This is a genomic window from Sphingomonas rhizophila, from assembly GCF_014396585.1.
In the GTDB taxonomy this organism is placed as follows: domain Bacteria; phylum Pseudomonadota; class Alphaproteobacteria; order Sphingomonadales; family Sphingomonadaceae; genus Sphingomicrobium; species Sphingomicrobium rhizophilum.
This window is the reverse complement of the sequence record NZ_CP060717.1, coordinates 2,420,873-2,442,296: the sequence shown is the minus strand read 5'-3', so window position 1 is coordinate 2,442,296 and position 21,424 is coordinate 2,420,873. Positions and strand designations below refer to the sequence as shown.

The window sequence follows — 21,424 nt, the reverse complement described above, 5'->3', positions numbered from 1 at the left end:
CTCCGATGACACCCCAGCAATTTGTTTCTCAATTGAGCACGCAACGATCCGTGAATGCGTTCAATCCCTATTCGGATAGCTGCAAAGTCTACGACCTGGATAACGCCCCGGCAATCCGTTCGAAGATGCTGACGGAAACACTCGTAGCTGCCCAATCCGTCGAGCTAGAAACCCTGTGGATCGGAAGGGATCTCGGCTATCGCGGTGGGCGTAGAACTGGCCTTCCTTTCACCGATGATGTGCATTTGTCTGACCACGGGGCTCGTTGGGGTCTGAGTGTTAGCAGACCAACCAAGGGCAGTGCCGTGGCGGAGCGTGCAGCTACGGTAATCTGGAGCCTGCTCGAAGCAATCGACCTCCCCATATTTTTGTGGAACGTTTTCCCCCTACATCCTCATGAAATCACGAACCCATTTACAAATCGCCTCCATACCGCAGCCGAACGGAAACTTGGATTGGAGGTGCTCGAACAGCTCATTGGTCTCGTACGCCCTAAGAAACTGCTGGCCATCGGTAATGACGCTGCGAAGGCCGTCGAAACATTGGGCACAGGAATTGAAGTCCTTCGGGTTCGCCACCCAAGTTACGGAGGCCAGCCGGAATTCTTGCGAGATGTTCGCCAAATCTACGGAGTTCGCCCAAGCGGCTTCCTTTGAGTCTTGATCAATTGCGAACAAAATTGGTCGGTGTCATCACAACATCCTCACGGCCGCCATTCAGCCCCATCACCGATCGACCGGCACCACCACCAAGCCATCCAGCTTCCCCGAACCCTCCGCCTCGGCAACCTCGGCAGCATGGAGCGCTCGCGGTGGCAGAGGGCTTCCAGCGCGTAGGGGTCGTTGAGAGTGAAGGTGCGGGGCGGCGGTGGGCTGTCGGGGTCCGGGTCGGTGGGCATGGGGTGGTTCCTTCTTGAACGGGGCCGCCACTTTCGGGCGCTTTCACGATGCTGGCGCACCGTTGCCGCTTCCTGCGTGACGTCGATCGGGCTGTCGTCGCTTCGCTCCGTCCCCGTCGGCCGGCTTGGCGCGGCTCTTCGTCTATGATGCGGCGCCGCTGTCGCGGCGGCGCTCATAGTCTCGGCGCGCCTGCGCTTCCCATTCAACCTGCCTCTTCGCGTCCTCGGCGTATTGGGCGGCGTGGTGTTCGCGGTCCTTGTCGCCCTGCTCGCCGCCGTGGAGCACCTCGAACGGTTCGATGCTGAACACCCGGCGGTCGACGAGGAAGCGGGCGGGGGGATGTTCGGGGCGGTCGGGCTGTTCCATGATCGCCCACAGTTCCCGCCGCTTGAGATCCAGCACCTGGCTGAACGGGGTTTCGGCGATGAAGAACAGGGATTCGCCGTGATGCTGGCGCTTGCCCAGTTCCATCCAGGCGTCGTGCGGGCCGCCGCACATCAGGCCGAAGGCGATTTCGATGAAGGTCACCTGGCGCAGGTAGAAATCCGCCTCCGTGATTCGGCCGGCGAGGCGGGCGATGCGCTCCGCCTCCACCTTGCCGAGCCAGCGGCCGAGCAGGTTGTCGAGCAGAGCGCCCTTTTGCTCGACGGTCATCTCGTCCTCTTCCTGGTCGGCGGGCGGCGCGGGCGGCGGCTGGCCGTTCGGCCCGCGGCGCTGGATTCCGGGGACGGCGCCGAGGTGCAGCGGGCCGCCGCCACGTCCTTGCGCGGCGCGACCGATGGTGACCGCATGGTTCCAGGCGGCGCGGAAGCTGTGCGCGGTCGGCACCTTGTAGACCGCCTCGATCCCGGTGACGTTCTTGCCCATTTCGAGGCACGCCTGTTGCGGGGAGCCGTGGACGGCGAGGCGGCGGATGAACTCGCGCTGGCGCTCCGCCGTCCAGCCGTCGGGGCGATTGACGCGGCGCGGCACCGGCTCGAAATCGAGCGGGTCGTCGGGATTGAACGGCGGCGGGGCGGGCGGGAGATTGTCGGGCAGCAGGGGAGGCATGCGGCTAGGCAGTTAACCAAATCGGTTCGTGTAGGACAGCGGTTTTTTGAGGCTTGAGTGACGCGGGCCGTCACGGAGTAAATCCGTGACGTCGGTCCTGTCCGCTGACGCGGCAGGCCGGCCGGCTTGCTGCGCTCTTCGCGCTGCTTCGGCGGCGCTTTGCGCCGGCGGCGCTACGCTCGGTGCAGCAGCGCGTCGATATCCGCCGCGCTGTGGCGCTCGGGGATGAACCCTTCCGCGTTGCGATTGATCACGCGCCCGCGCTGGACTCCGGGACGCGCTCCGACTTCGCTGACCCAGCGCTGGAAATGCTTGTAGCTCCCGAGGTCGAGGAAGTCCTTGGCGTCGCCGTAGGCCGCGCCGAGCGCGACGCCGCCGTACCAGGGCCAGATGGCGATGTCGGCGATGCTGTAGTCCTCACCGGCCATGAAGCGGTTCTCGGCGAGGTGGCGATCGAGGACGTCGTACTGGCGCTTGGCCTCCATCGCGTAGCGGTCGATGGCATATTCGATCTTGAACGGGGCGTAGGCGTAGAAATGGCCGAAGCCGCCGCCGAGGAAGGGGGCGCTGCCCATCTGCCACATCAGCCAGCTCAAGGCCGCGGTGCGGGCGGCGGGGTCGGTGGGGAGGAACGCGCCGAATTTTTCCGCGAGATAGAGAAGGATGGCGCCGCTTTCGAACACGCGCTGCGGCGCGCTCGGGTCGGTGCGGTCGAGGAGCGCCGGGATCTTCGAATTGGGGTTGATGGCGACGAAGCCGGAGCCGAACTGGTCGCCCTTGCCAATGTCGATCAGCCAGGCGTCATATTCCGCGCCCGCGTGGCCAGCCGCGAGCAGTTCTTCCAGCATGATCGTAACCTTCTGCCCGTTGGGCGTACCGAGGCTGTAGAGCTGTAGCGGGTGGTCACCGACCGGAAGATCGGCGTCGTGTGTGGCGCCGGCGACGGGACGGTTGATCGATGCGAACTGGCCGCCGCTCGGCTTGGCCCAAGTCCACACCCGTGGCGGGACGTAATCGGCTGGCTGGTTCGCAAGGGTCGGCTGGTCGGTCATCGCGGGGTCTCCTTCGCGTCGCGTCGCCGCCAGATGGGTAGCGGATCGCAACTGAACAAGGGCTACATCGCGCGGCCTAGCGCCAGGCCGACGGCCGCGGCCGCCAGTCCCAGGATGACCGAGGCCGCGACATAGGCCAACGCCGCGAGCGCCTCCCCACGCTGCCACATCGACAAGGCGTCGAGGGAGAAAGCGGAGAAGGTGGTGAAGCCGCCGAGGATCCCGGTCATGAAGAACAGTCGCACGTTGGTGGCGTCCAGCGGGACCGAACCGGCAATGAGCCCGATCGCAAAACAGCCGGCGATGTTGACGGTCAGGGTCGACAAGGGGCCGCCGACCAGCAGCGCCGTCAGGTAACGGAGCAGCGCCCCGAGCCCGCCACCGGCGAACACCAGCAGCGCGGGCGCCATCAGGCGTCGACCACCAGCTTTTCCGGATGCCCGGTGAATTGCTTGACGATCAGCACGATTGCGCCGCCGATGATGATCCCCATCAGGGCGCCGCCAAGCGCACCGATCAGCCATTCGACGACGGACCCGATGCCGCCGAGACCGTGTGCGACGTCCTCGGCGAAGTGATGGACGATCTGCGGCAGCAGGGGCAGCCCAATGTCCTCCAGGCCATGCAGCAGGATCTGCCCGCCGACCCACAGCATCGCCGCGATGCCGAGTGCCGACAGGGCGCGAAGGAGCTTCGGAACGGCGTGGACAAGGAACATGCCGAACGAGCGGGCCAGTTTCGACTGGCGTTCGGCGAGGTGCAGACCAATATCGTCCAGCTTCACGATCAGCGCCACGGCCCCGTACACGCCGGCCGTGATGGCGATGGCGACCAGCGCCAGGGCCAGGGCCTGCATGGCCAGCGCCTGGTCCTTCAGTTCCGCCAGCGCGATCGCCATGATCTCGGCCGACAGGATGAAGTCGGTTCGGATCGCGCCCTTGACCTGACGAGCCTCGAGCTCGGCAGGCGTATCATCCTCGAGCAGCGTTTCTTCGTCATGATGGTCGCCGGTGATGACCTCCAGGATCTTTTCGGTCGCTTCGAACGACAAGTAAGCGCCGCCGATCATCAGCAGCGGGGTCATCAGGAATGGAGCAAAAGCCGCCAGCAACATCGCGATCGGCAACAGGAAGAAAATCTTGTTTCGCAAGCTGCCCTTGGCGATCTTCCAGATAATCGGAAGCTCGCGATCCGGCGTCAAGCCATTGACGTAGCGCGGCGTGACCGCGGTATCGTCGATCACCACCCCGGCCGCCTTGGTGCCTGCCTTGCCTGCGGCGGCGGCGACATCGTCGAGGCTGGCCGACGCCAGCTTGGCGATCATCGCGACGTCGTCGAGCAGGGCGATCAGGCCGGAGGGCATGGAAACTCCTTAGCGGACTTCAACGGTGTAGGTTCCGGTCGACTTGAACTTGCGGAATTCGGCGCGCGCGTCCGGATCGGGGCGCCCATATGCTTCGAAGAAGGCCGCGGACAATGCGGCCGACACCGACGAGGGCAGTCCGGGACGAATGGCCAGATCGTGGGCGCCGCCCTTGAACGTCACCAGCATCTTATCGCCCGGCGCGGCGCTATCGAACGGGAAGCGGTGGTCGGCTGCATCGGGGACAAAGCCCGGAACCGTGTCCTCGGTTCCCGTCACCAGCAGCAACGGCACCTTCAATGAAGCGAAGCTGTCCGGTTTGACCACGCCCTGGATTTTCCCCGGCGTGGAAAATGCGACCACCCCGGCGACCGGCGGCCCATTCAGCGGACCGGCCGCCGTCACCGCGCCGCCGCCCATCATCGCGAACAATGACCCGTAACTGTGACCGGCAAGGAAGACCGGCCTCTTCGGGAACCGTTGAGCGACATAGCCGCGAGCGATCATCAGGTCCTCGGTCCTGAGGCCGAAGCCGGTGGGCAGGTCGACCTTGTCGTGGTCCGAATTGGCGCGGCTGTCGGGTTCGATCGGCGCGACGACCGTGGTTCCGGTCATCGCCCAAAGCTCGAACAGGCCGCGGTAGGCCTCCGGCTCGCCGCCGAGGCCGTGGCCAAAGATGACGACCGGCCCGTCGTTTCCGAGTGCGGGCCACACGGTGATCGCGAGCTTGCGGCCCTTTGAGGCGGGCAAGTCCAACCTTTCGGGCGTGATCACTTCATTCGCCGAGGCCACCAGCGGCGCGTGGCCGGGGTGCGCGGACACTTCGCCGCCGGCGACGAGGACGGCCATCGCCAGTAACGTCCAACGCATGAAATCCCCCATCTCGAAACTGCCTGCCGGTGCTAGCGGACCGGCGGGGGCCTTGCCAGTGTCGATGTTTTTGCCCAAGCGGCATCGCCATGCTGGGAATGGATTTCATCAAGTCGAACCGCGCCGATGTCGAGCGCGCGATCCGCGACAAGGGGGTCGACGTCGACCTCGACGCGCTGCTGGCGCTGGATGCCGAGGTTCGCGGCGCCAAGGGCGAGATCGAGGCGCTGCGGGCCAGCCGCAACGCGATCAGCGCGCGGTTCAAGGACGCCAGTCCGGACGAACGAGCCGCGCTGGGTGCCGAAGCCAAGGCCGCCGGGGCGCGGGCGGGCGAGCTGGAAGGTGCGCTGGCCGGCAAGGAAGATGAGCTTCGCGGCCTGCTGATGAAGCTTCCGGGGATCCCGTGGGAAGGCGCGCCGGTTGGGCCGAACGAGGACAGCAATGTCGTCATCCGCACCGAGGGCGCCGTGCCCGCGTTCGATTTCGAGCCATTGGACCATGTTGCGCTGATCGAGAAGAACGACTGGGCCGACCTCAGCCGGATCGTCCAGGTGTCGGGCAGCCGCACCTATTGCCTGAAGGGGCGGCTGGCGCTGCTGGAGACCAAGCTGATGGGCTGGGCGCTCGAGCGCATCGCGGCGGCCGACTTCACCCCGATCACGGTCCCCGCCATCGCCCGCGAGCAGGCCTTCCTGAACCAGGGCCAATTTCCCGGCCATGTCGAGGAAACCTACGCGCTTCCCAACGACGACGCCTATCTGGCCGGCACAGCCGAAGTCGCGCTGACCAGCCTTCATTCGGGCGAGATCGTCGAGGGCGCCAAGCTGCCGATCCTCTACGCCGGCTACTCCCCCTGTTTCCGCCGCGAGGCGGGCAGCGCGGGCAAGGACGTACGCGGCTTGCTCCGCGTGCACCAGTTCCTGAAGGTCGAACAGTGGGTGATGTGCGAGGCTGACCCCGCGGTGAGCGCACAGTGGCACGCCAGGCTGCTGGCGCTGGCCGAAAGCCTGCTGACGGCGATGGAAATCCCCTATCAGGTGATCGAGACGTCGACCGGCGACATGGGGCTCGGCAAGTATCGCATGAACGATATCGAGAGCTGGGTGCCGAGCCTGGGCAAGTTTCGCGAGACCCACAGCTGTTCGACGCTGCACGACTGGCAGGCGCGACGCGCCAACCTCCGTTACCGCGATGCCGACGGCAAGGTGCGCTTCGCCCACACGCTGAACAATACCGCGCTGGCGTCCCCGCGAATCCTGGTGCCGCTGCTGGAAAATCACCAGACCGCCGACGGCCGGGTGCGCCTGCCCGCGGCGATCCGCGACCTGATGGGCGGGGACGAGTATCTCTAGGCGGAGCGACGATCAGCCGCCCCCGAAGTGGCGCCGCGCCAGTGAGGCGGCATGGCTGGGCGCGCGGATGTGGCGCGGGTTCGGGCATCTCGGCCCGCGCGGACCCGAGGATGGGCCGCCGGCTTTGGTCATCCCCGGATTCATCGCCAACGACCGCACCACCCTGGAGCTTCGCCGCGCCCTGGCCGACGGCGGGTGGCGCGTTCACCCCTGGGACCTTGGCTTCAATCTCGGTGCGCGCAGTGACACGATCGAACGGCTGAAGCGGCGGATCGACGAACTCGACGCGCGCGAACCGGTGCTGGTCGTCGGCTGGAGCCTGGGCGGAGTGTTCGCGCGGGAATTTGCGCGGTCGCACCCCGAGGGGATCCGCGCCGTGGTGACGCTGGGCAGCCCCTTCAGCGGCGATCCGCGCGCCAACAACGTCTGGCAGCTTTACGAATGGATTGCCGGGCATCCCGTCGACGCCCCGCCGATCCCGCGGGTCAGTGCCAAGCCGCCGGTGCCGACGCTGGCGATCTGGTCTCCGCAGGACGGAATCGTTGCCCCGGCGGCGGCGCGCGGACTGGCCGAGGAAAGTGACGCGACGGTCGAAATGCGCTGCAGTCATATGGCCTTCGGCGTGTCGCGATCGACCGCGCGCGCGGTGGTGCGGGAAATCGACAGCTTCCTCCAAAAGCATCGTTAACGAAGCGGAACGGCTTGTCCGGCCATCGGAAAGGTCCCATCTTCCAATCATGAAGTGGGAACGCGCGCTGGATCCCGTGCCGCCGGCGGACGGGCCGGTCGATCCCGACAGCCTGGCGCCGTCGGTATGGGACCGCACGCGCGAGGTGTTCTGGCATTTGCCGCGGATGCTGTCGGGGCTTGGCCCGTTGGGGCCACGCGGACCGGAAGACGGGCCGCCGGTGATGGTCCTGCCGGGCTTTCTGGCCACCGACCGGACGACGATGGAACTTCGCCGCGCACTGGCACGCGGGGGCTGGCGCGCGCATCCTTGGCTGCTCGGTATCAACACCGGGGCCAAGAAGGATACGCTCCGGCTGATCCGCAATCGGCTGAAGGCGGTCGGTGGTGGCAAGCCGGTGCTGCTGGTGGGCTGGAGCCTGGGCGGTATGTTCGCCCGCGAGGTGGCGCATTTCTGCCCCGAACTGGTGCGCGCGGTGGTGACGCTGGGAAGCCCGTTCAGCGGCGACCTCAAGACCAACACCAATGTTCGCGAATATTATGAACGGATCGCCGGCCACGACGTGGAGAAGCCGCCGTTCGAGCGGCACCTGACCAAACCGCCGGTGCCGACGCTGGCGCTGTGGTCGCGCAAGGACGGCATCGTCGCCCCCGCCGCCGCGCGCGGCCAGGCGCATGAGGTCGACAAGGCGGTGGAAGTCGACACGCACCACATGGGCTTCGCGCTGTATCGACCGGCGCTGAGCCAGGTTGTGAAGGAAATCCGCCAGTTTTTGACAGAGGCGGAAGGCGCGCCGCCGGTCATGGGTAAGCTTCCGATCGTATCCTGATCGCTTCCCCGTTGACTCCCCGAGGGAGTCGGAACGATAAGAACAAAATAAGAACATAAGCGTTGCGAGTCGTGTGGCGGCAGGTCTTTCCCTGGTGGCCGCCGGCGGGCAGCGGGCCCGGCTTCGTCCCCTGGACGGAGGCGGTGGCGCGCGTCCCCGGTCGGGCCAAGAAGCGGCGGTTCCGCAAGGGACCGAGGCACCCTGGCGCCTGCCCGGCGAGCTTCCAGCGCCGGCGGGGCCGACGCTCAGCGAGCTGTTCGCCGCGTCCCCGCGCGATGGCGGCTGGGCCGGGCTGTTGCTGGGCCAGCTGGTGCCGGAACGCCCGCTGCTGTGGGTGCAGGACCGGATGGCGATCCTGGAAAGCGGCCGAATCTACCCGCCGGGGCTTGGCTTGTCCGAACTTATTCATGTCGAGGTGCGCGATGCCCGCGATGCCCTGTGGGCGATGGAGGAGGGGCTGCGATGTTCGGCCCTGAGCGCCGTCGTCGGCGAGCTGTGGGGCGACCCACAAGCGCTCGACTTTACCGCGACCCGGCGGCTGGCGGTGGCCGCCGAACGGCATGGCGTGGCCGCCTTTTTGATTCGGCTGGGCGGTCACGCCAACCTCAGCGGGGCGCGGATGCGCTGGCGCGTGGCCAGCGCGCCGAGCCTGCCCCACCCGCTCAACCCGCGCGCGCCCGGCCCGGCGGCGTGGGAGGCGGAGCTGTTCCGTGCGCGGGGCTTCGCGCCTGGCCGATGGAGGGTCGGCGATGAACCGGCGCAAGGCGGAGAAACGGTCAAGGGAGCAGAGAATCGTCGCGATCTGGCTGCCGCGGCTGGCGATCGAACGCTGGCGGCGGCTGGCGGGCGCTCCTGACGACGCCCGGGTGGCGCTGGTCGTCGAAGAAGCGCATGGCCAGCGCATCGCCGCCGCGACCGAGGCCGCCCAATTGCTGGGCGCGCGGCCGGGGATGCGGCTGACCGATGCGCGGGCGCTCGACCCTGGATTGCAGGTGGTTGTAGCCGACCCGGCCGGCGACGCGGCGCTGCTCGAGCGGCTGGCGCGCTGGGCGTCGCGCTGGTCGCCGCTGGTCGAGATCGACGGGGCGGATGGGCTACGGCTCGACGCCAGCGGCGCGGCGCACCTGTTCGGCGGCGAGAATGGCCTGATCGCCGACATCCAGCGGCGGCTGTCGAGCCTGGGCTTGTCGAGCCGGGTGGCGATCGCCTGCACCCCCGGTGCGGCATGGGCGCTGGCCCATCATGGCGCGTCCGCCGCGCAATCCTGCCCCGTCGATGCCACCGCCGCGCGGCTGGCGCCGCTGCCGGTCGCGGCGCTGCGCCTGCCGCCAGAGGTCACGCGCACGCTGGAGCGGCTGGGCTTGAAGCGGATCGGCACGCTGGCGGGGGTCGAGCGTCGTCCGCTGGCGCGGCGCTTTCGCGAGGCCGACAATCCGCTCGACGCGCTCGACCGGATGCTGGGACGCAAGGCCGAGCCGCTGACCGCCATCCCCGACGATCCCCCGCCCCGCGCCCTGCTGCGCCTGGCCGAGCCGGTGTCCGATCCGGCCGCCGCGCCCCAGGCGCTCGACCTTCTGGTGCCCGGGCTCGTCAAGCAGCTGGAAGCGCGCAAGCTGGGCGCGCGGCGGCTGTTGCTGGCCGGGTACCGGGTCGACGGGGAGGTGGCGGTAGCGGTGGCGGCGACCGCGCTGGCGACCCGCGAGGCCAAACACCTCCACCGCCTGCTGGCCGACAAGGCGGGAACGCTCGATCCCGGCTTCGGCTTCGACGGGTTCGCGCTGGAAGCGGCGTGGTGCGAGCCGCTGGGTGCAGGCCAGGACGGGCTGATCGGCGGCCCGCCGCCGGCGCTGGAGGTGGCGCGGCTGGTCGATCGCCTGTCGGTCAAGCTGGGCCCGGAGCGGGTGCGCCGGCCGCAACCGCGTGCCAGCCATCTCCCCGAGCGCGCCAGCGGCTGGCGCCCGGCGCTGGAACCGGCGGCGGAGTGCATGGCGCCGCCGCCGACCGCACCGCGCCCGCCGCGGATGCTCGACCGGCCCGAGGCGATTGCGGTGATCTATGCCACGCCCGAGGGCCTGCCGCGCCGCTTCGTGTGGCGGCGGGCGGTGCACGACGTGACCCGCGCCGAGGGACCGGAGCGGATCGCGCCGGAATGGTGGCGCGAACGATCGACCGCTCGCCTTCGCGATTACTACCGGGTCGAGGACCGCGAGGGCCGCCGGTACTGGATCTACCGCGAAGGACTGCACGGCGACGGGCGTGGCGGCGATCCGGTCTGGTATCTTCACGGCCTGTTCGGATGACGATCCGAACCCTCGATAAGGCGTTCGGCTGATGCCCGAATATACCGGATTTTCGCGCAAGAAGCTGGTGCTGGGCGATGGCGAGGCGTTGCCGCCGATCCCTCCCGCACCGTTCGTCGAGCTGGGCGTGTCGAGCCCCTTTTCCTTCCTGCGCGGCGCGTCGGACGCGATCGAGCTGGTGCTGACCGCGCTCGAGATGGGGATGGATTCGATCGGCATCGCCGACCGCAACACGCTGGCCGGGGTGGTGCGGCTGCACAGCGCCGCCAAGGGCGCGGGGATGCGGCCGCTGATCGGGTGCCGGATAGACCCGGTCGATGCCCCGTCCCTGCTCGCTTACCCGATCGACCGCGAAGGCTATGGCCGGCTGTCGCGCATGCTGAGCCTGGGCAAGATGCGCTGCGAAAAGGGCGAGTGCGACCTTACGCTGAGCGAGGTCGCGCTGCATGGCGAGGGTATCGCCTTCATCGCCATGCCGGCCGCCGATCTCGACGCGTTCGAGGCGGCGCTGCCAGCGATGGCCGCGGCCTTGCCGGGCATGAAACACATCGCCGCCGCCCACCTCTATCGCGGCGACGATCTGGCGCGGATCGAACGGCTCGACCGGCTGGCGCGGGCGCACGGGCTCACCATCCTGGCCACCAACGACGTCCATTATGCGACGCCCGACCGGCGGCCGTTGCAGGACGTGATGAGCTGCATCCGCGAGAAGGTGACGCTGGCCACCGCCGGTTATCGGCTCAACCCCAATGCCGAGCGCCATTTGAAGTCGCCGGCGGAGATGGTCCGCCTGTTCGAACGCTGGCCGCACGCGATTGCCGCGACCCGCGCCTTCGCCGACGCGATCGACTTTTCGCTCGACGAGCTGCGCTACGAATATCCGCGCGAAAGCGTGCCGGGCGGTCGCACGCCGCAGCAGCAGCTGGCCCACCTGACCTGGATCGGCGCCTCGAAGCGGTGGAAGGAAGGCGTGCCGCCGCGCATCCTGAAACAGTTGAAGCATGAGCTGGCGCTGATCGAGAAGCTGGACTTCGCGCGCTATTTCCTGACGGTCCACGACATTGTCGCCTTCGCCCGAAGCCTCGACCCCCGATCCTGTGCCAGGGACGCGGCAGCGCGGCGAACAGCGCGGTCTGTTATTGCCTGGGCATTACCGCGGTCGACCCGTCGACCAGCGACCTGCTGTTCGAACGCTTCATTTCCGAGGAGCGGAAAGAGCCGCCCGACATCGACGTCGATTTCGAGCATGAGCGGCGCGAGGAAGTGATCCAGCACATTTACGGCAAATATGGCCGGGAACGCGCCGGCATCGCCGCGACCGTCATCCATTACCGCCCGCGAAGCGCGATCCGCGAGGTCGGCAAGGTGATGGGGCTTAGCGAAGACGTCACATCCGCCATCGCCTCGACCCACTGGGGCAGCATGGAGGCCGACATTGCCGAGGAACGCGTCGGCGAGGCGGGGCTCGATTTCGCCGACCCGCACCTTCGCCGCACGATCGCGCTGGCGCAGCAGATGATCGGCATGCCGCGGCATTTGTCGCAGCATGTCGGCGGCTTCATCCTGACCGAACGGCCGCTGATCGAAACCGTCCCGGTCGGCAACGGCGCGATGGACGACCGGACCTTCATCGAATGGGACAAGGACGACATCGAGGAACTGGGCATCCTCAAGATCGACGTGCTGGCGCTGGGCATGCTGACCTGTTGCCGGAAAGCCTTCGACCTGATCGGCAAGCATCATGGCGAACCGCTGGAACTGGCGACCGTCCCGCGCGAGGTGCCGCAGGTCTACGACATGCTGTGCAAGGGGGACTCGCTGGGCGTATTCCAGGTCGAAAGCCGGGCGCAGATGAACATGCTGCCGCGCCTCAAACCCCGCGAATTCTACGACCTGGTGATCGAGGTCGCGATCGTCCGCCCCGGTCCGATCCAGGGCGACATGGTCCACCCTTTCCTGAAGCGACGTCAGGGCAAGGAGCCGGTGACCTTCCCCTGCCCGTCGCCGGAGCACGGCCCGCCGGACGAGCTGGAGCGGATCCTCGGCCGGACGCTGGGCGTGCCGATTTTCCAGGAACAGGCGATGAAGATCGCGCTCGACGCCGCCAAGTTCACGTCCGCCGAGGCCAACCAGTTGCGCAAGGCAATGGCGACGTTCCGGTCGCGCGGGACGATCGACCTGCTGCAGGACAAGATGGTGGGGCGGATGGTCGAGCGGGGCTACGACCCCGACTTCGCCGCGCGCTGTTTCCACCAGATCCGCGGCTTCGGCGAATATGGCTTCCCCGAAAGCCATGCGGCGAGCTTCGCCCACCTGGTCTACGTGTCGAGCTGGATCAAATGGAAGTACCCGGCGGCGTTCGCCTGCGCGCTTTTGAACAGCCAGCCGATGGGCTTCTACGCCCCCGCCCAGATCGTCCGCGATGCGCGCGAACATGGTGTCGAGGTGCGCGGCATCGACGTCAACCACAGCCAGTGGGACTGCACGCTGGAGCCGGCCGGGGACGGCGGCGTCGCGCTCCGGCTGGGGCTGCGCCAGGTCGAGGGGCTGCGGCTGGACGCGGCCACGCGGATCGTCGCGGCGCGTGGTGACACGCCCTATCCGTCGGTCGAGGAGGTTCGCCGCCGTTCGGGCGCCGGCGTGTCGTCGATCGAACGGCTGGCCGAAGCCGACGCCTTCCGTTCGATCAAGCTCGACCGGCGCGGCGCGCTGTGGGACGCGCGGGCGCTGAAAGGGGCGCCCGACCTGCCACTGTTCGCTCATGCCGACGCGCGCGACGAAGGCTGGGAAACCGATGTCGTGCGCCTGCCGGCGATGCCGATGAGCGAGCAGGTGGTGATCGATTACCAGACGACGCGCCTCAGCCTGAAAGCCCATCCGATGCATTTCCTGCGCCGCCACTATGGCGGGCGCGGTTTCGTCACCGCCGGCGAACTCAGATCGCTGCGTTATGGTCGCCGCGTCAGCCTGGCGGGGCTGGTGCTGATCCGCCAGCGGCCGGGCAGCGCCAAAGGCGTGTGCTTCATCACGCTGGAGGACGAGACCGGCATCGCCAACCTGGTGGTGTGGCCGGATGCCTTCGCCGCCCAGCGCGGGGTGGTGATGGGCGCGCGGCTGATGGTCGTCCACGGCATGGTCCAGCATGACGAGGCGGTAGTCCATGTCGTCGCGGCGAAGCTGGAGGACGACACCCATATGTTGCGGTCCCTGAGCGAGGAATCGATGCCGTCCACCCTGTCGAACGGCGATGGCGGCGGCAGCTGGCGGGCGAAGACCGGCATTCACCCGCGCAACGTGAGCTGCATCCCCAAAAGCCGCGATTTTCACTGACCCGAAGCGATGGAGCGCCCCAATTGCGCCTTGTTTCGTTCATCAACAGCTTAATCGCCCTGTGCTAGGACCCCGACATCCCCCACAACAGCGGAAATGGACAGATGAAACTCTTTCTGGTTGGCATGACGGTGGCAGCGACGCTCGCTTCGGCGGCGACGGCGGCCGCGCCGGCGGGCTCGATCGAGGGCCGCTGGTCCAATCCCAAGGGCAGCGTCGTGGTGGACGTCGACCGCTGCGGCAATTCCTGGTGCGGCACGGTGGTCAGCGCCTCCGCCAAGGCCAAGGCCGACGCACGCGAAGGCGGAACCGCCAACCTCATCGGCACCCGCCTGATGCACGGCTTCGTCCCCGATGGTCGCGGCGGCTACAAGGGCAAGGTGTTCCTTCCCAAGCGCAACATGAGCGCCGGCGGCACCATCCGCGTGCTGAGCGCCAACACCATCTCGGTCAGGGGCTGCGCGGTGGCCGGAGTCCTGTGCAAGGAACAGAACTGGCGCCGGGTGCGCTAGCCCGCGAACGCGCCGTCCAGCACCAGCGCCTGCACACCCGCGATTTCATCGGCCCAGTAGCGGTCGGATTCGAGGTGCGGCGAGCGTGACCGGACGAGGCCGTGAACCTTGTCGAGCGGCGCGCTGGTCTTGAGCGGGGCGCGGTAGTCGACGCCCTGCGCGGCGGCGATGAGTTCGATCGCGACGATGCCCGCGGCGTTCTTCGCAATCTGCACTGCCTTCCGCGCCGCGATCGGCGCCATCGACACATGGTCCTCCTGCCCCGCCGACGTCGGGATGGAATCGACGCTGGCCGGGAAGGCGAGGCTCTTGTTCTCGGATGTCAAGGCGGCGGCGGTGACCTGCGGGATCATCAGGCCCGAATTGACCCCGCCGTCGTCGGTCAGGAAGGCCGGCAGGCGGCTCATCTTGGGATCGACCAGCACCGACGTCCGCCGCTCGCTGATGGAGCCAACCTCGCACAGCGCCATGGAAATCATGTCGGCCGCGAAGGCGATCGGCTGGGCATGGAAATTGCCGCCCGAGATGACCTCGTCGCTGTCGGGGAAAAGGATCGGGTTATCGGTCACCGCTCCGGCTTCGATCTCCAGCGTGCGCGCGGCGTGGCCGAGCAGGTCGAGCGAGGCCCCCATCACCTGCGGCTGGCAGCGGAAACTGTACGGGTCCTGGACCCGGTCGCAGTCGTGGTGGCTGCAATTGATCTCGCTGCCGTCGAGCAGGGCGCGGAGGCGCCGGGCGACCTCGATCTGTCCCGGCTGGCCGCGGACGGCGTGGATGCGCGGGTCGAACGGGGCGATGCTGCCCATCAGCGCATCGACCGACAGCGCGCCGGCGGCGATCCCCGCGTCGAACACGCGCTGGCCAATGAACAGTGCGTCGAGCGCGATCGCGGTCGAGGCCTGGGTCCCGTTGATAAGTGCGAGACCTTCCTTCGGGCCCAGCGAAAGCGGATCGCGGCCGAGGCGCTGGAGCGCATCGCGGGCAGCGAGAATTTCTCCGGCCAGGTCGATGCGGCCCTCACCCATCAGCGCGGCGACCATGTGTGCCAGCGGGGCGAGATCGCCCGACGCGCCGACGCTGCCCTGCGCGGGAATGATCGGCATGGCATCGGCATCGAGCAGCGCCTGTAGCGCGTCGATTACGTCGCGCCGGACGCCCGAATGGCCGCGCCCCAAACCAAGCAACTTGAGCGCGATCATCAGCCGGACGACGTGGCGCGGGAGCGCGTCGCCAAGGCCGCAACTGTGGCTGAGAATCAGGTTGCGCTGAAGGTCGGCGAGCCGATCGGCGGGGATGCGCGTCTGGGCAAGCAGGCCGAAGCCGGTGTTGACCCCGTAAACGGTCGCGCCACCCGCGACGATGCGTCCGACCGCCGCAGCGGCCGCATCCACCCGGGCCAGCGATTCGTCGTCAAGGCGACCGGGCTCGCCTGCCCAAAGGCGGCGGACGGTGGCGAGGTCGATCGTGGTCGGGTCGAGGATCAGCATGGCCGCGCCCTTGGCAGAAAGCGCCGGCAAATCACAGGGGGCGCGCAATGAACGCCGTCATCGGCGGAGCGCGCCGCGCGTGCGCCGGTTCGAAATTTCGCGCGAATATAATGACTTGCAAGGCGTAGATCGCCGCTTAGGCTGGTCGATCCGCGGCCGGCGCACGTCCGGCCGCCAACGAGGGGTATCGCATGCGCAAAACCACAGACGGGCAGGACACCACGCCCGGCAATTCCGCGTTCGGGCAGTCGCGGCTCGACCTTCGCGTCGATCTGCCGATGACGACCGACAAGATCGTCGGCGTCGACCTGACGCACATCATCCATACCAACGATGTCGCGGCCGCGAAGGGTGGCGGTGGCGGCAACCCCGGCGGCGGTGGCGGCGGCGGCGGCGGCGGGACCAGCTTCGCGCCCTATACGAGCGGCCCGGCAAACACGGCGAGCGGCTACAATATCACGATCGAGTTCAAGGGCACCTGGACCCAGGAGTTGTACAACATCTTCGTCAGTTCCGCCGACAAACTGACCGCACTGATCATCGGCGAGCTTCCCAATGCCACGGTCTATGGCAGCAAGGGCGGACCGAAGAGCGTCGACGACATCCTGATCGTTGCCGAGCTTGGCAATATCGACGGCGCCGGCAACGTGCTTGGGCAAGCCGGCCCGACCGCGGTACGCACCGCCGGGTCGCTGCCGGTGACCGCGACGATGAAGTTCGACATCGTCGACGTCAACGCGATGGGCCTGGAAGCTTTCGAGGCGGTCGTGCTTCACGAAATGTCGCACAGCCTGGGCTTCGGATCGATCTGGTCGCGGCTCGGCCTTGTTACCGATGGCCTGTTCACCGGCCAGAACGCGCTGGCCGAATATCTCGAACTGGGCGGTTCGGGTTCGGGCGTCCCGGTGGAGCAGGACGGCGGCGGCGGCACCGCCGGTGCGCACTGGGACGAAAAGACGTTCGATAACGAGATGATGACCGGTTACCTCAACGACGGTCCGAACTATTATTCCGCGATGAGCGCGGCGTCGTTCAAGGACCTGGGCTATACCATTACGTCGAACATCGACGCCTGGGCCGACCCCTACACGCTGGTGTAACGGGCCGCGGGTGAAGAAGGCGGGCAACCACTTCTTCACCCCTTTCCATCACCGTGCCCGCTGCTTCTAGATCCAGCAGCGGGTGCGTTGATGTTCGGCAAGGCTTTTACGGGATTATGCTGCGTGGCGGCGCCGGCCGCCTACCTGATGAGCGGCAGCGGCGGCATCGACCGCACGGTCGGCGCATCGCCCGACGACGTGCGAAGCGCCCTGATGGACCTCGACATCCGCAACGCGCCCGGCGCCCCGGCAAGCGATCCCTCGCGGTCGGGCGGTGTCGCGCCGCTGTTCCAGCTGACGCAGGAAGGCGACGACATGGTGTGGACGGTCACGAGCGGCGACAAGGTCGCGGTGCGAATGATCGCCCACCTCGAGCCGGTCGCGGGCGGCCGACAGACACGAGTCACCGCCAAGGTCGAGCGCGGGGACGCGCCCGACGATTTCGTCGCCCCGGCGTTTCGTTCGAAAGGCCTGACGCTCGGGCTGTTCAGCATGGTGCTGGAAGACGAACTGGACGATTTGGTTCGGCCGGCGGGCAGCCTGAGCGCAGACGAATGCCGCGAGCTTGCCGAGAAGCTCCTCTCCGCCAACGCGCCGCCGATCGAGCAGCAGTCGGGCTTCGGCGGCGTGGCGCGGACCGCGATGACGCTCGGCGCGGTGGAAAGCGAATTGAAATCCCGCGGCTGCAACACCGGCTTCAAGAGGGACTTTGCGCCGGTTTCCTCGCGGATGAGCGACGATGGCGGTGCCGGTGGCGGCGGCGATTACCAGGCAGGCCGGCCGATGACCGATTTGTCCAGCTACGGCCAGCGATAGCAGGGGCGGGTGTCCGCGCTGGGAAGGTGGACCGCTTGCGGCCAAACGGTGGCATGACTCCGGCGACGCCCGTACAGGGCGGGCGCCGCCGGAGACAACTCGCGGGTTAGCCGCCTTCGCCGATGCCGTCGACGGCCTTGCTGACCAGGATGTTGACCGCAACGCGGCGGTTCTGCGCCTTGCCTTCGGCAGTGGTGTTGTCCGCCGCCGGATCGGCCTCGGCCATGCCCGTCGGGGTCAGCATGCGGTACGGCGCCCAGCCGCACTTCTGCTGAAGATAGTTGACGACCTTGGCCGCGCGCTTCTCGCTGAGGGCCTGGTTATAGTCCTCGCCGCCGACCGCGTCGGTATAGCCGACGACGAGCAGGAGGGCGTTGTCCATCGCCTTGGCCTGGGTCGCCGCCGCGCACAGCTGGGCTTCCTCGTCCCGCGACAAGGCCCACTTGCCGGTGTCGAAGTAGATGTTGGTCGTGCCCTTGATGTTATACTGGTCGATGTCGCCCACGCGGCCGCGAAGGGCCTCGGTCGCCGCCGCATTCTGGGCAATCGCGGTGTCGTGCTCCCCGAAGCGCTGCGCCGTTCCGTTGCGGATCATCGAGGCAGTCGCCAGGTTCTTGTCCTTGAGCTTGACCTGGGTGGCGATGAGTCCGCCGCCGTACTGCACCGTCTTCACAGTAACCGGCAGCCCATTGAGCAGCGAGGCTGCAGAAAGCTTGTCCTTGTCGAGGCCAAGGAAACCGCCGCTCGATTTGATCTCCGTGGTCGGGGCGACGAGAACCGCCGTGCTGGCGCCGTTGTCGGCGGTGACCTGCATCTGGCCGCCCTTGCGCGCGGTGATCATGCCCTTGATTTCGGGTCCTTCGGGCAAGCCCTTGAGGGTCGCCGGCAGCTGGCCGGTCACGGTTATCGGATCCCCGCCGTCAACCTGCTGCGCCGAAAGCGAACTGGCCGGCAAGGCCACCGCAGCCAACAGCATGGGAACCGTCAATCGCTTCAAAATCTGCACCAATTTCGTTCCTCCGGTGACCGGCCTGCCGCGTTGGCGACACGCTTTTCCGGTCACTTCATCGCGCCGACTGTTCAGCCGAACCTTGCTGCCAGATGAACGGAATTGGCCGTGGTTTAGCCCCCGTTAAGTTTATGGGTGACGCGCCCGCGAAGAGCGGCGAACCGTTTCACCCGCCTTCCGGCAGATGGTCGATCGGCGCGAATAACGTCCCGTCATCCGGCGTTCGCCGCCGCTCCACACAAGGGCGCCGGGCTGCGCTTCGCTTAAGCTCGGCGGCTCATGCTCGGCAGATCGAGGCCCTGCTCGCGGGCACAGTCCATGGCGATCTCGTAGCCGGCGTCGGCATGGCGCATGACACCGGTGCCGGGGTCATTCCACAGTACGCGTTCCAGCCGGCGCGCCGCGTCGTCGGTTCCGTCGGCGACGATCACCATGCCGCTGTGCTGCGAATAGCCCATGCCGACCCCGCCGCCGTGGTGGAGCGACACCCAGGTCGCGCCGCTGGCGGTGTTGAGCAGGGCATTGAGCAGCGGCCAGTCGCTGACCGCGTCGCTGCCGTCCATCATCGCCTCCGTCTCGCGGTTGGGCGAGGCGACGCTGCCGCTGTCGAGGTGGTCGCGGCCGATAACGATAGGCGCGCTGACTTCGCCATTCCGCACCATCTCGTTGAAGGCGAGGCCGAGCTTGTGGCGGAGGCCAAGGCCGACCCAGCAGATGCGCGCCGGCAGACCCTGGAACGCGATGCGCTCCCGCGCCATGTCGAGCCAGCGGTGAAGGTGGGGATCGTCGGGGATCAGTTCCTTGACCCGCTGGTCGGTGCGGTAAATGTCCTCCGGGTCGCCCGACAGCGCGGCCCAGCGGAACGGGCCGATGCCGCGGCAGAACAGCGGGCGGACGTAGGCGGGGACGAAGCCAGGAAAGTCGAAGGCGCGTGCAACGCCGTCGTCGAGTGCTTCCTGGCGGATGTTGTTGCCGTAGTCGAAGGTGGGGATGCCCATCGCCTTGAACGCCAGCATCGCCTCGACATGGCGGGCCATAGAGTGGCGGGCGGCCTGCGCCACAGCAGCCGGATCGCGCTCGCGCATCTCCAGCCACTTGGCGACGCTCCACCCGGCAGGGCAGTAACCGTTGGCGGGATCGTGGGCGGAGGTCTGGTCGGTGACCGCGTCGGGGCGGATGCCGCGCGCGACCATTTCCGGCAATATTTCGGCAGCGTTGCCGAGCAGGCCGACGCTGACCGGTTCGCTGGCCTTGGCGATGATGTCGACCGCCTCGTCGATCGAGGTGGCGCGGTGGTCGAGGTAGCGCGTCGCCAGCCGCTTCTCGATCGAGCTTTCCTGGCATTCGACGGCGATGCAGTGCGCACCCGCCATCACCGCCGCCAGCGGCTGCGCGCCGCCCATGCCACCGAGGCCGGCGGTGAGGATCCACTTGCCGCGAAGGTCGCCGCCGTAATGCTGGCGGCCCATTTCGGCGAAGGTTTCGTAGGTGCCCTGAACGATGCCCTGCGTGCCGATGTAGATCCACGAGCCCGCGGTCATCTGGCCGTACATCATGAGGCCAGCGCGATCGAGTTCGTTGAACTTTTCCCACGTTGCCCACTTGGGCACGAGGTTGGAGTTGGCGATCAGCACGCGCGGCGCGTCGGCGTGGGTGCGGAACACGCCGACCGGCTTGCCCGACTGGACCAGCAGCGTCTCGTCGCCCTCCAGCCGCTCCAGCGTTTCGACGATCTTGTCATAGGCTGCCCAGTTGCGCGCGGCGCGGCCGATGCCGCCGTAGACGACCAGGCTCTGCGGATTTTCCGCGACCTCGTCATCGAGGTTGTTCATCAGCATCCGCACCGCGGCTTCGGTCAGCCAGCTTTTCGCCTTGATGTCGGACCCGCGGCGGGCGCGGATGCGGCGGCTGTTGTCGAGGCGGGGGTCGGTCATCGGGCGGTCCTGTCGATTGGGCTGGGCCGCGCCCTAGCCCGCCGCGCGCGATGCGCCAAGGCGGCGGTCGATCGCCACCATGCTGAGCCCGGCGAGCAGGAAGCAGCCGGCGATGACGACCGCGTTGAGCGCCACGGCGGGAACGCCGATGTTCGCGTAGTTGATGAAGGGATAGGCGAAGACGCCTTCGATCGACCCGCGCCACAAGGCGTAGCCGAAATAGACCAAGGGATAGAGCGCCCACAGCAATGGTGCCCGCCGACCAAGGCGCCCCTTTGGCGCGAGGAGCAGCCACCATAGCGCGGACAGGATCGGCGTCACCTTGTGCAGCAGCGTGTCGGCCAGAAGGGCGCCGCCGCTGAGGTCGAGCAGGCCGCGCAGCAGCGTCATGTAGACCACGCCGACGAGCACCATCGCCAGCGTCACGCCGCCGAGCCATGCCGGCGACACTCGGCGCCCGAGAGCCACCATGGTCATCATCACCGCCAGAGCGAGGTTGGTGAGAATCGTGAAATAGCGGAGCAGGATCCAGAGCGTCGCGCCGATGTCGTAACCTTGGCCCAACGTCGCCCGAAACTGCACGGCGATGCCGATCCATGCCACGGCGGCGACGAGCACGGCGGCGAGGCGCGCTCCGTTCGAAGCTACACCCATGCTCATGTCCCTGCCTCCCCGCTGGCTTGACGTCAGGAGGACATGCCAACCTCGCGCTTGAACCGCAATCGCTTCTCGCCTAGCCATGGCCGCGCGGGCCGGGCCCCTCTGGCGACCTTGCTGACAAGGTCGTGATGTCGGACCGCATCGGGGTTTGCCCTGGTGCCGTTCGTGAAGCC

The 21,424-nt window shown here is 67.6% G+C and carries 19 protein-coding genes and 1 pseudogene; 10 read left to right on the top strand and 10 right to left on the bottom strand.

Going from position 1 to position 21,424, the window contains the following annotated elements:
- The first annotated feature begins 5 nt into the window (after nucleotides 1–5).
- Nucleotides 6–656, top strand: a complete 651-nt coding sequence (locus H9L12_RS12470; protein WP_187541993.1) for a uracil-DNA glycosylase — start codon at nucleotides 6–8, stop codon at nucleotides 654–656.
- Between the two features lie 47 nt (nucleotides 657–703).
- Here H9L12_RS12470 and H9L12_RS12465 read toward each other — a convergent pair whose 3' ends face one another.
- The 6 genes from H9L12_RS12465 to H9L12_RS12440 all read right to left on the bottom strand — a co-directional run bounded on the left by H9L12_RS12465 (nucleotide 704) and on the right by H9L12_RS12440 (nucleotide 5,234).
- Nucleotides 704–898, bottom strand: coding sequence for a hypothetical protein (locus H9L12_RS12465; RefSeq protein WP_187541992.1), 195 nt, complete (start codon nucleotides 896–898; stop codon nucleotides 704–706).
- Nucleotides 899–1,040: 142 nt separating this feature from the next.
- Entirely contained in the window at nucleotides 1,041–1,949 is a 909-nt protein-coding gene (locus H9L12_RS12460; RefSeq protein ID WP_187541991.1) for a hypothetical protein, read from the bottom strand.
- A 173-nt stretch (nucleotides 1,950–2,122) separates the two neighbouring features.
- Nucleotides 2,123–3,001, bottom strand: a complete 879-nt coding sequence (gene yghU / locus H9L12_RS12455) for a glutathione-dependent disulfide-bond oxidoreductase (RefSeq protein ID WP_187541990.1) — start codon at nucleotides 2,999–3,001, stop codon at nucleotides 2,123–2,125.
- Nucleotides 3,002–3,063: 62 nt separating this feature from the next.
- Nucleotides 3,064–3,411 (bottom strand): fluoride efflux transporter FluC, encoded by a 348-nt coding sequence (locus H9L12_RS12450; protein ID WP_187541989.1) that lies wholly within the window; start codon nucleotides 3,409–3,411, stop codon nucleotides 3,064–3,066.
- Nucleotides 3,411–4,364 carry a DUF808 domain-containing protein gene (locus tag H9L12_RS12445; protein WP_187541988.1) on the bottom strand — a complete coding sequence of 318 codons (954 nt, stop codon included), beginning with the start codon at nucleotides 4,362–4,364 and terminating at the stop codon, nucleotides 3,411–3,413. Before H9L12_RS12445 ends, H9L12_RS12450 begins: the two co-directional genes overlap by 1 nt.
- Before the next feature lie 9 nt (nucleotides 4,365–4,373).
- Nucleotides 4,374–5,234 carry an alpha/beta hydrolase gene (locus H9L12_RS12440; RefSeq protein ID WP_187541987.1) on the bottom strand — a complete coding sequence of 287 codons (861 nt, stop codon included), beginning with the start codon at nucleotides 5,232–5,234 and terminating at the stop codon, nucleotides 4,374–4,376.
- An 89-nt stretch (nucleotides 5,235–5,323) separates the two neighbouring features.
- On the opposite strand from H9L12_RS12440, the gene serS reads away from it, so the two are divergent.
- The 7 genes and pseudogenes from serS (at nucleotide 5,324) to H9L12_RS12405 (ending at nucleotide 14,245) form a co-directional block, all read left to right on the top strand.
- Nucleotides 5,324–6,586 (top strand): serine--tRNA ligase, encoded by a 1,263-nt coding sequence (serS, locus tag H9L12_RS12435; RefSeq protein ID WP_187541986.1) that lies wholly within the window; start codon nucleotides 5,324–5,326, stop codon nucleotides 6,584–6,586.
- A 67-nt stretch (nucleotides 6,587–6,653) separates the two neighbouring features.
- Entirely contained in the window at nucleotides 6,654–7,274 is a 621-nt protein-coding gene (locus H9L12_RS12430) for an alpha/beta fold hydrolase (RefSeq protein WP_187541985.1), read from the top strand.
- 49 nt (nucleotides 7,275–7,323) lie between these two features.
- Nucleotides 7,324–8,103, top strand: coding sequence for an alpha/beta fold hydrolase (locus H9L12_RS12425; RefSeq protein WP_187541984.1), 780 nt, complete (start codon nucleotides 7,324–7,326; stop codon nucleotides 8,101–8,103).
- Between the two features lie 94 nt (nucleotides 8,104–8,197).
- Nucleotides 8,198–8,959: an ImuA family protein gene (locus H9L12_RS12420; protein WP_187541983.1), complete on the top strand. Its 762-nt coding sequence runs from the start codon at nucleotides 8,198–8,200 to the stop codon at nucleotides 8,957–8,959.
- Nucleotides 8,853–10,403, top strand: coding sequence for a Y-family DNA polymerase (locus H9L12_RS12415; RefSeq protein WP_187541982.1), 1,551 nt, complete (start codon nucleotides 8,853–8,855; stop codon nucleotides 10,401–10,403). The genes H9L12_RS12420 and H9L12_RS12415 overlap by 107 nt, the downstream gene beginning before the upstream one ends.
- Nucleotides 10,404–10,434: 31 nt before the next feature.
- Nucleotides 10,435–13,733: pseudogene (locus H9L12_RS12410) on the top strand (error-prone DNA polymerase).
- Nucleotides 13,734–13,837: 104 nt separating this feature from the next.
- Nucleotides 13,838–14,245 (top strand): DUF2147 domain-containing protein, encoded by a 408-nt coding sequence (locus H9L12_RS12405; protein WP_187541981.1) that lies wholly within the window; start codon nucleotides 13,838–13,840, stop codon nucleotides 14,243–14,245.
- Here the strand turns inward: H9L12_RS12405 and hutH are convergent.
- Complete coding sequence (gene hutH, locus H9L12_RS12400) at nucleotides 14,242–15,732, bottom strand: histidine ammonia-lyase (protein WP_187541980.1); 1,491 nt, start codon at nucleotides 15,730–15,732, stop codon at nucleotides 14,242–14,244. The genes H9L12_RS12405 and hutH overlap by 4 nt on opposite strands.
- Before the next feature lie 191 nt (nucleotides 15,733–15,923).
- Here hutH and H9L12_RS12395 point away from each other — a divergent pair, with 191 nt between their 5' ends.
- Together H9L12_RS12395 and H9L12_RS12390 are read left to right on the top strand one after the other, a co-directional pair.
- Nucleotides 15,924–16,832 (top strand): leishmanolysin-related zinc metalloendopeptidase, encoded by a 909-nt coding sequence (locus H9L12_RS12395; RefSeq protein WP_187541979.1) that lies wholly within the window; start codon nucleotides 15,924–15,926, stop codon nucleotides 16,830–16,832.
- Nucleotides 16,833–16,955: 123 nt separating this feature from the next.
- Nucleotides 16,956–17,648, top strand: a complete 693-nt coding sequence (locus tag H9L12_RS12390) for a hypothetical protein (RefSeq protein ID WP_187541978.1) — start codon at nucleotides 16,956–16,958, stop codon at nucleotides 17,646–17,648.
- Nucleotides 17,649–17,754: 106 nt separating this feature from the next.
- Here H9L12_RS12390 and H9L12_RS12385 read toward each other — a convergent pair whose 3' ends face one another.
- From H9L12_RS12385 to H9L12_RS12375, 3 genes are all read right to left on the bottom strand, one after another.
- Nucleotides 17,755–18,624, bottom strand: a complete 870-nt coding sequence (locus H9L12_RS12385) for an OmpA family protein (RefSeq protein WP_187543293.1) — start codon at nucleotides 18,622–18,624, stop codon at nucleotides 17,755–17,757.
- A 296-nt stretch (nucleotides 18,625–18,920) separates the two neighbouring features.
- On the bottom strand, nucleotides 18,921–20,591 hold the full coding sequence (gene hutU / locus H9L12_RS12380) for a urocanate hydratase (protein WP_187541977.1): 1,671 nt from the start codon (nucleotides 20,589–20,591) through the stop codon (nucleotides 18,921–18,923).
- Between the two features lie 33 nt (nucleotides 20,592–20,624).
- A complete protein-coding gene (locus tag H9L12_RS12375) occupies nucleotides 20,625–21,251 on the bottom strand; it encodes a Pr6Pr family membrane protein (protein ID WP_246450412.1) in 627 nt (208 codons plus the stop codon).
- Nucleotides 21,252–21,424: the final 173 nt, after the last annotated feature.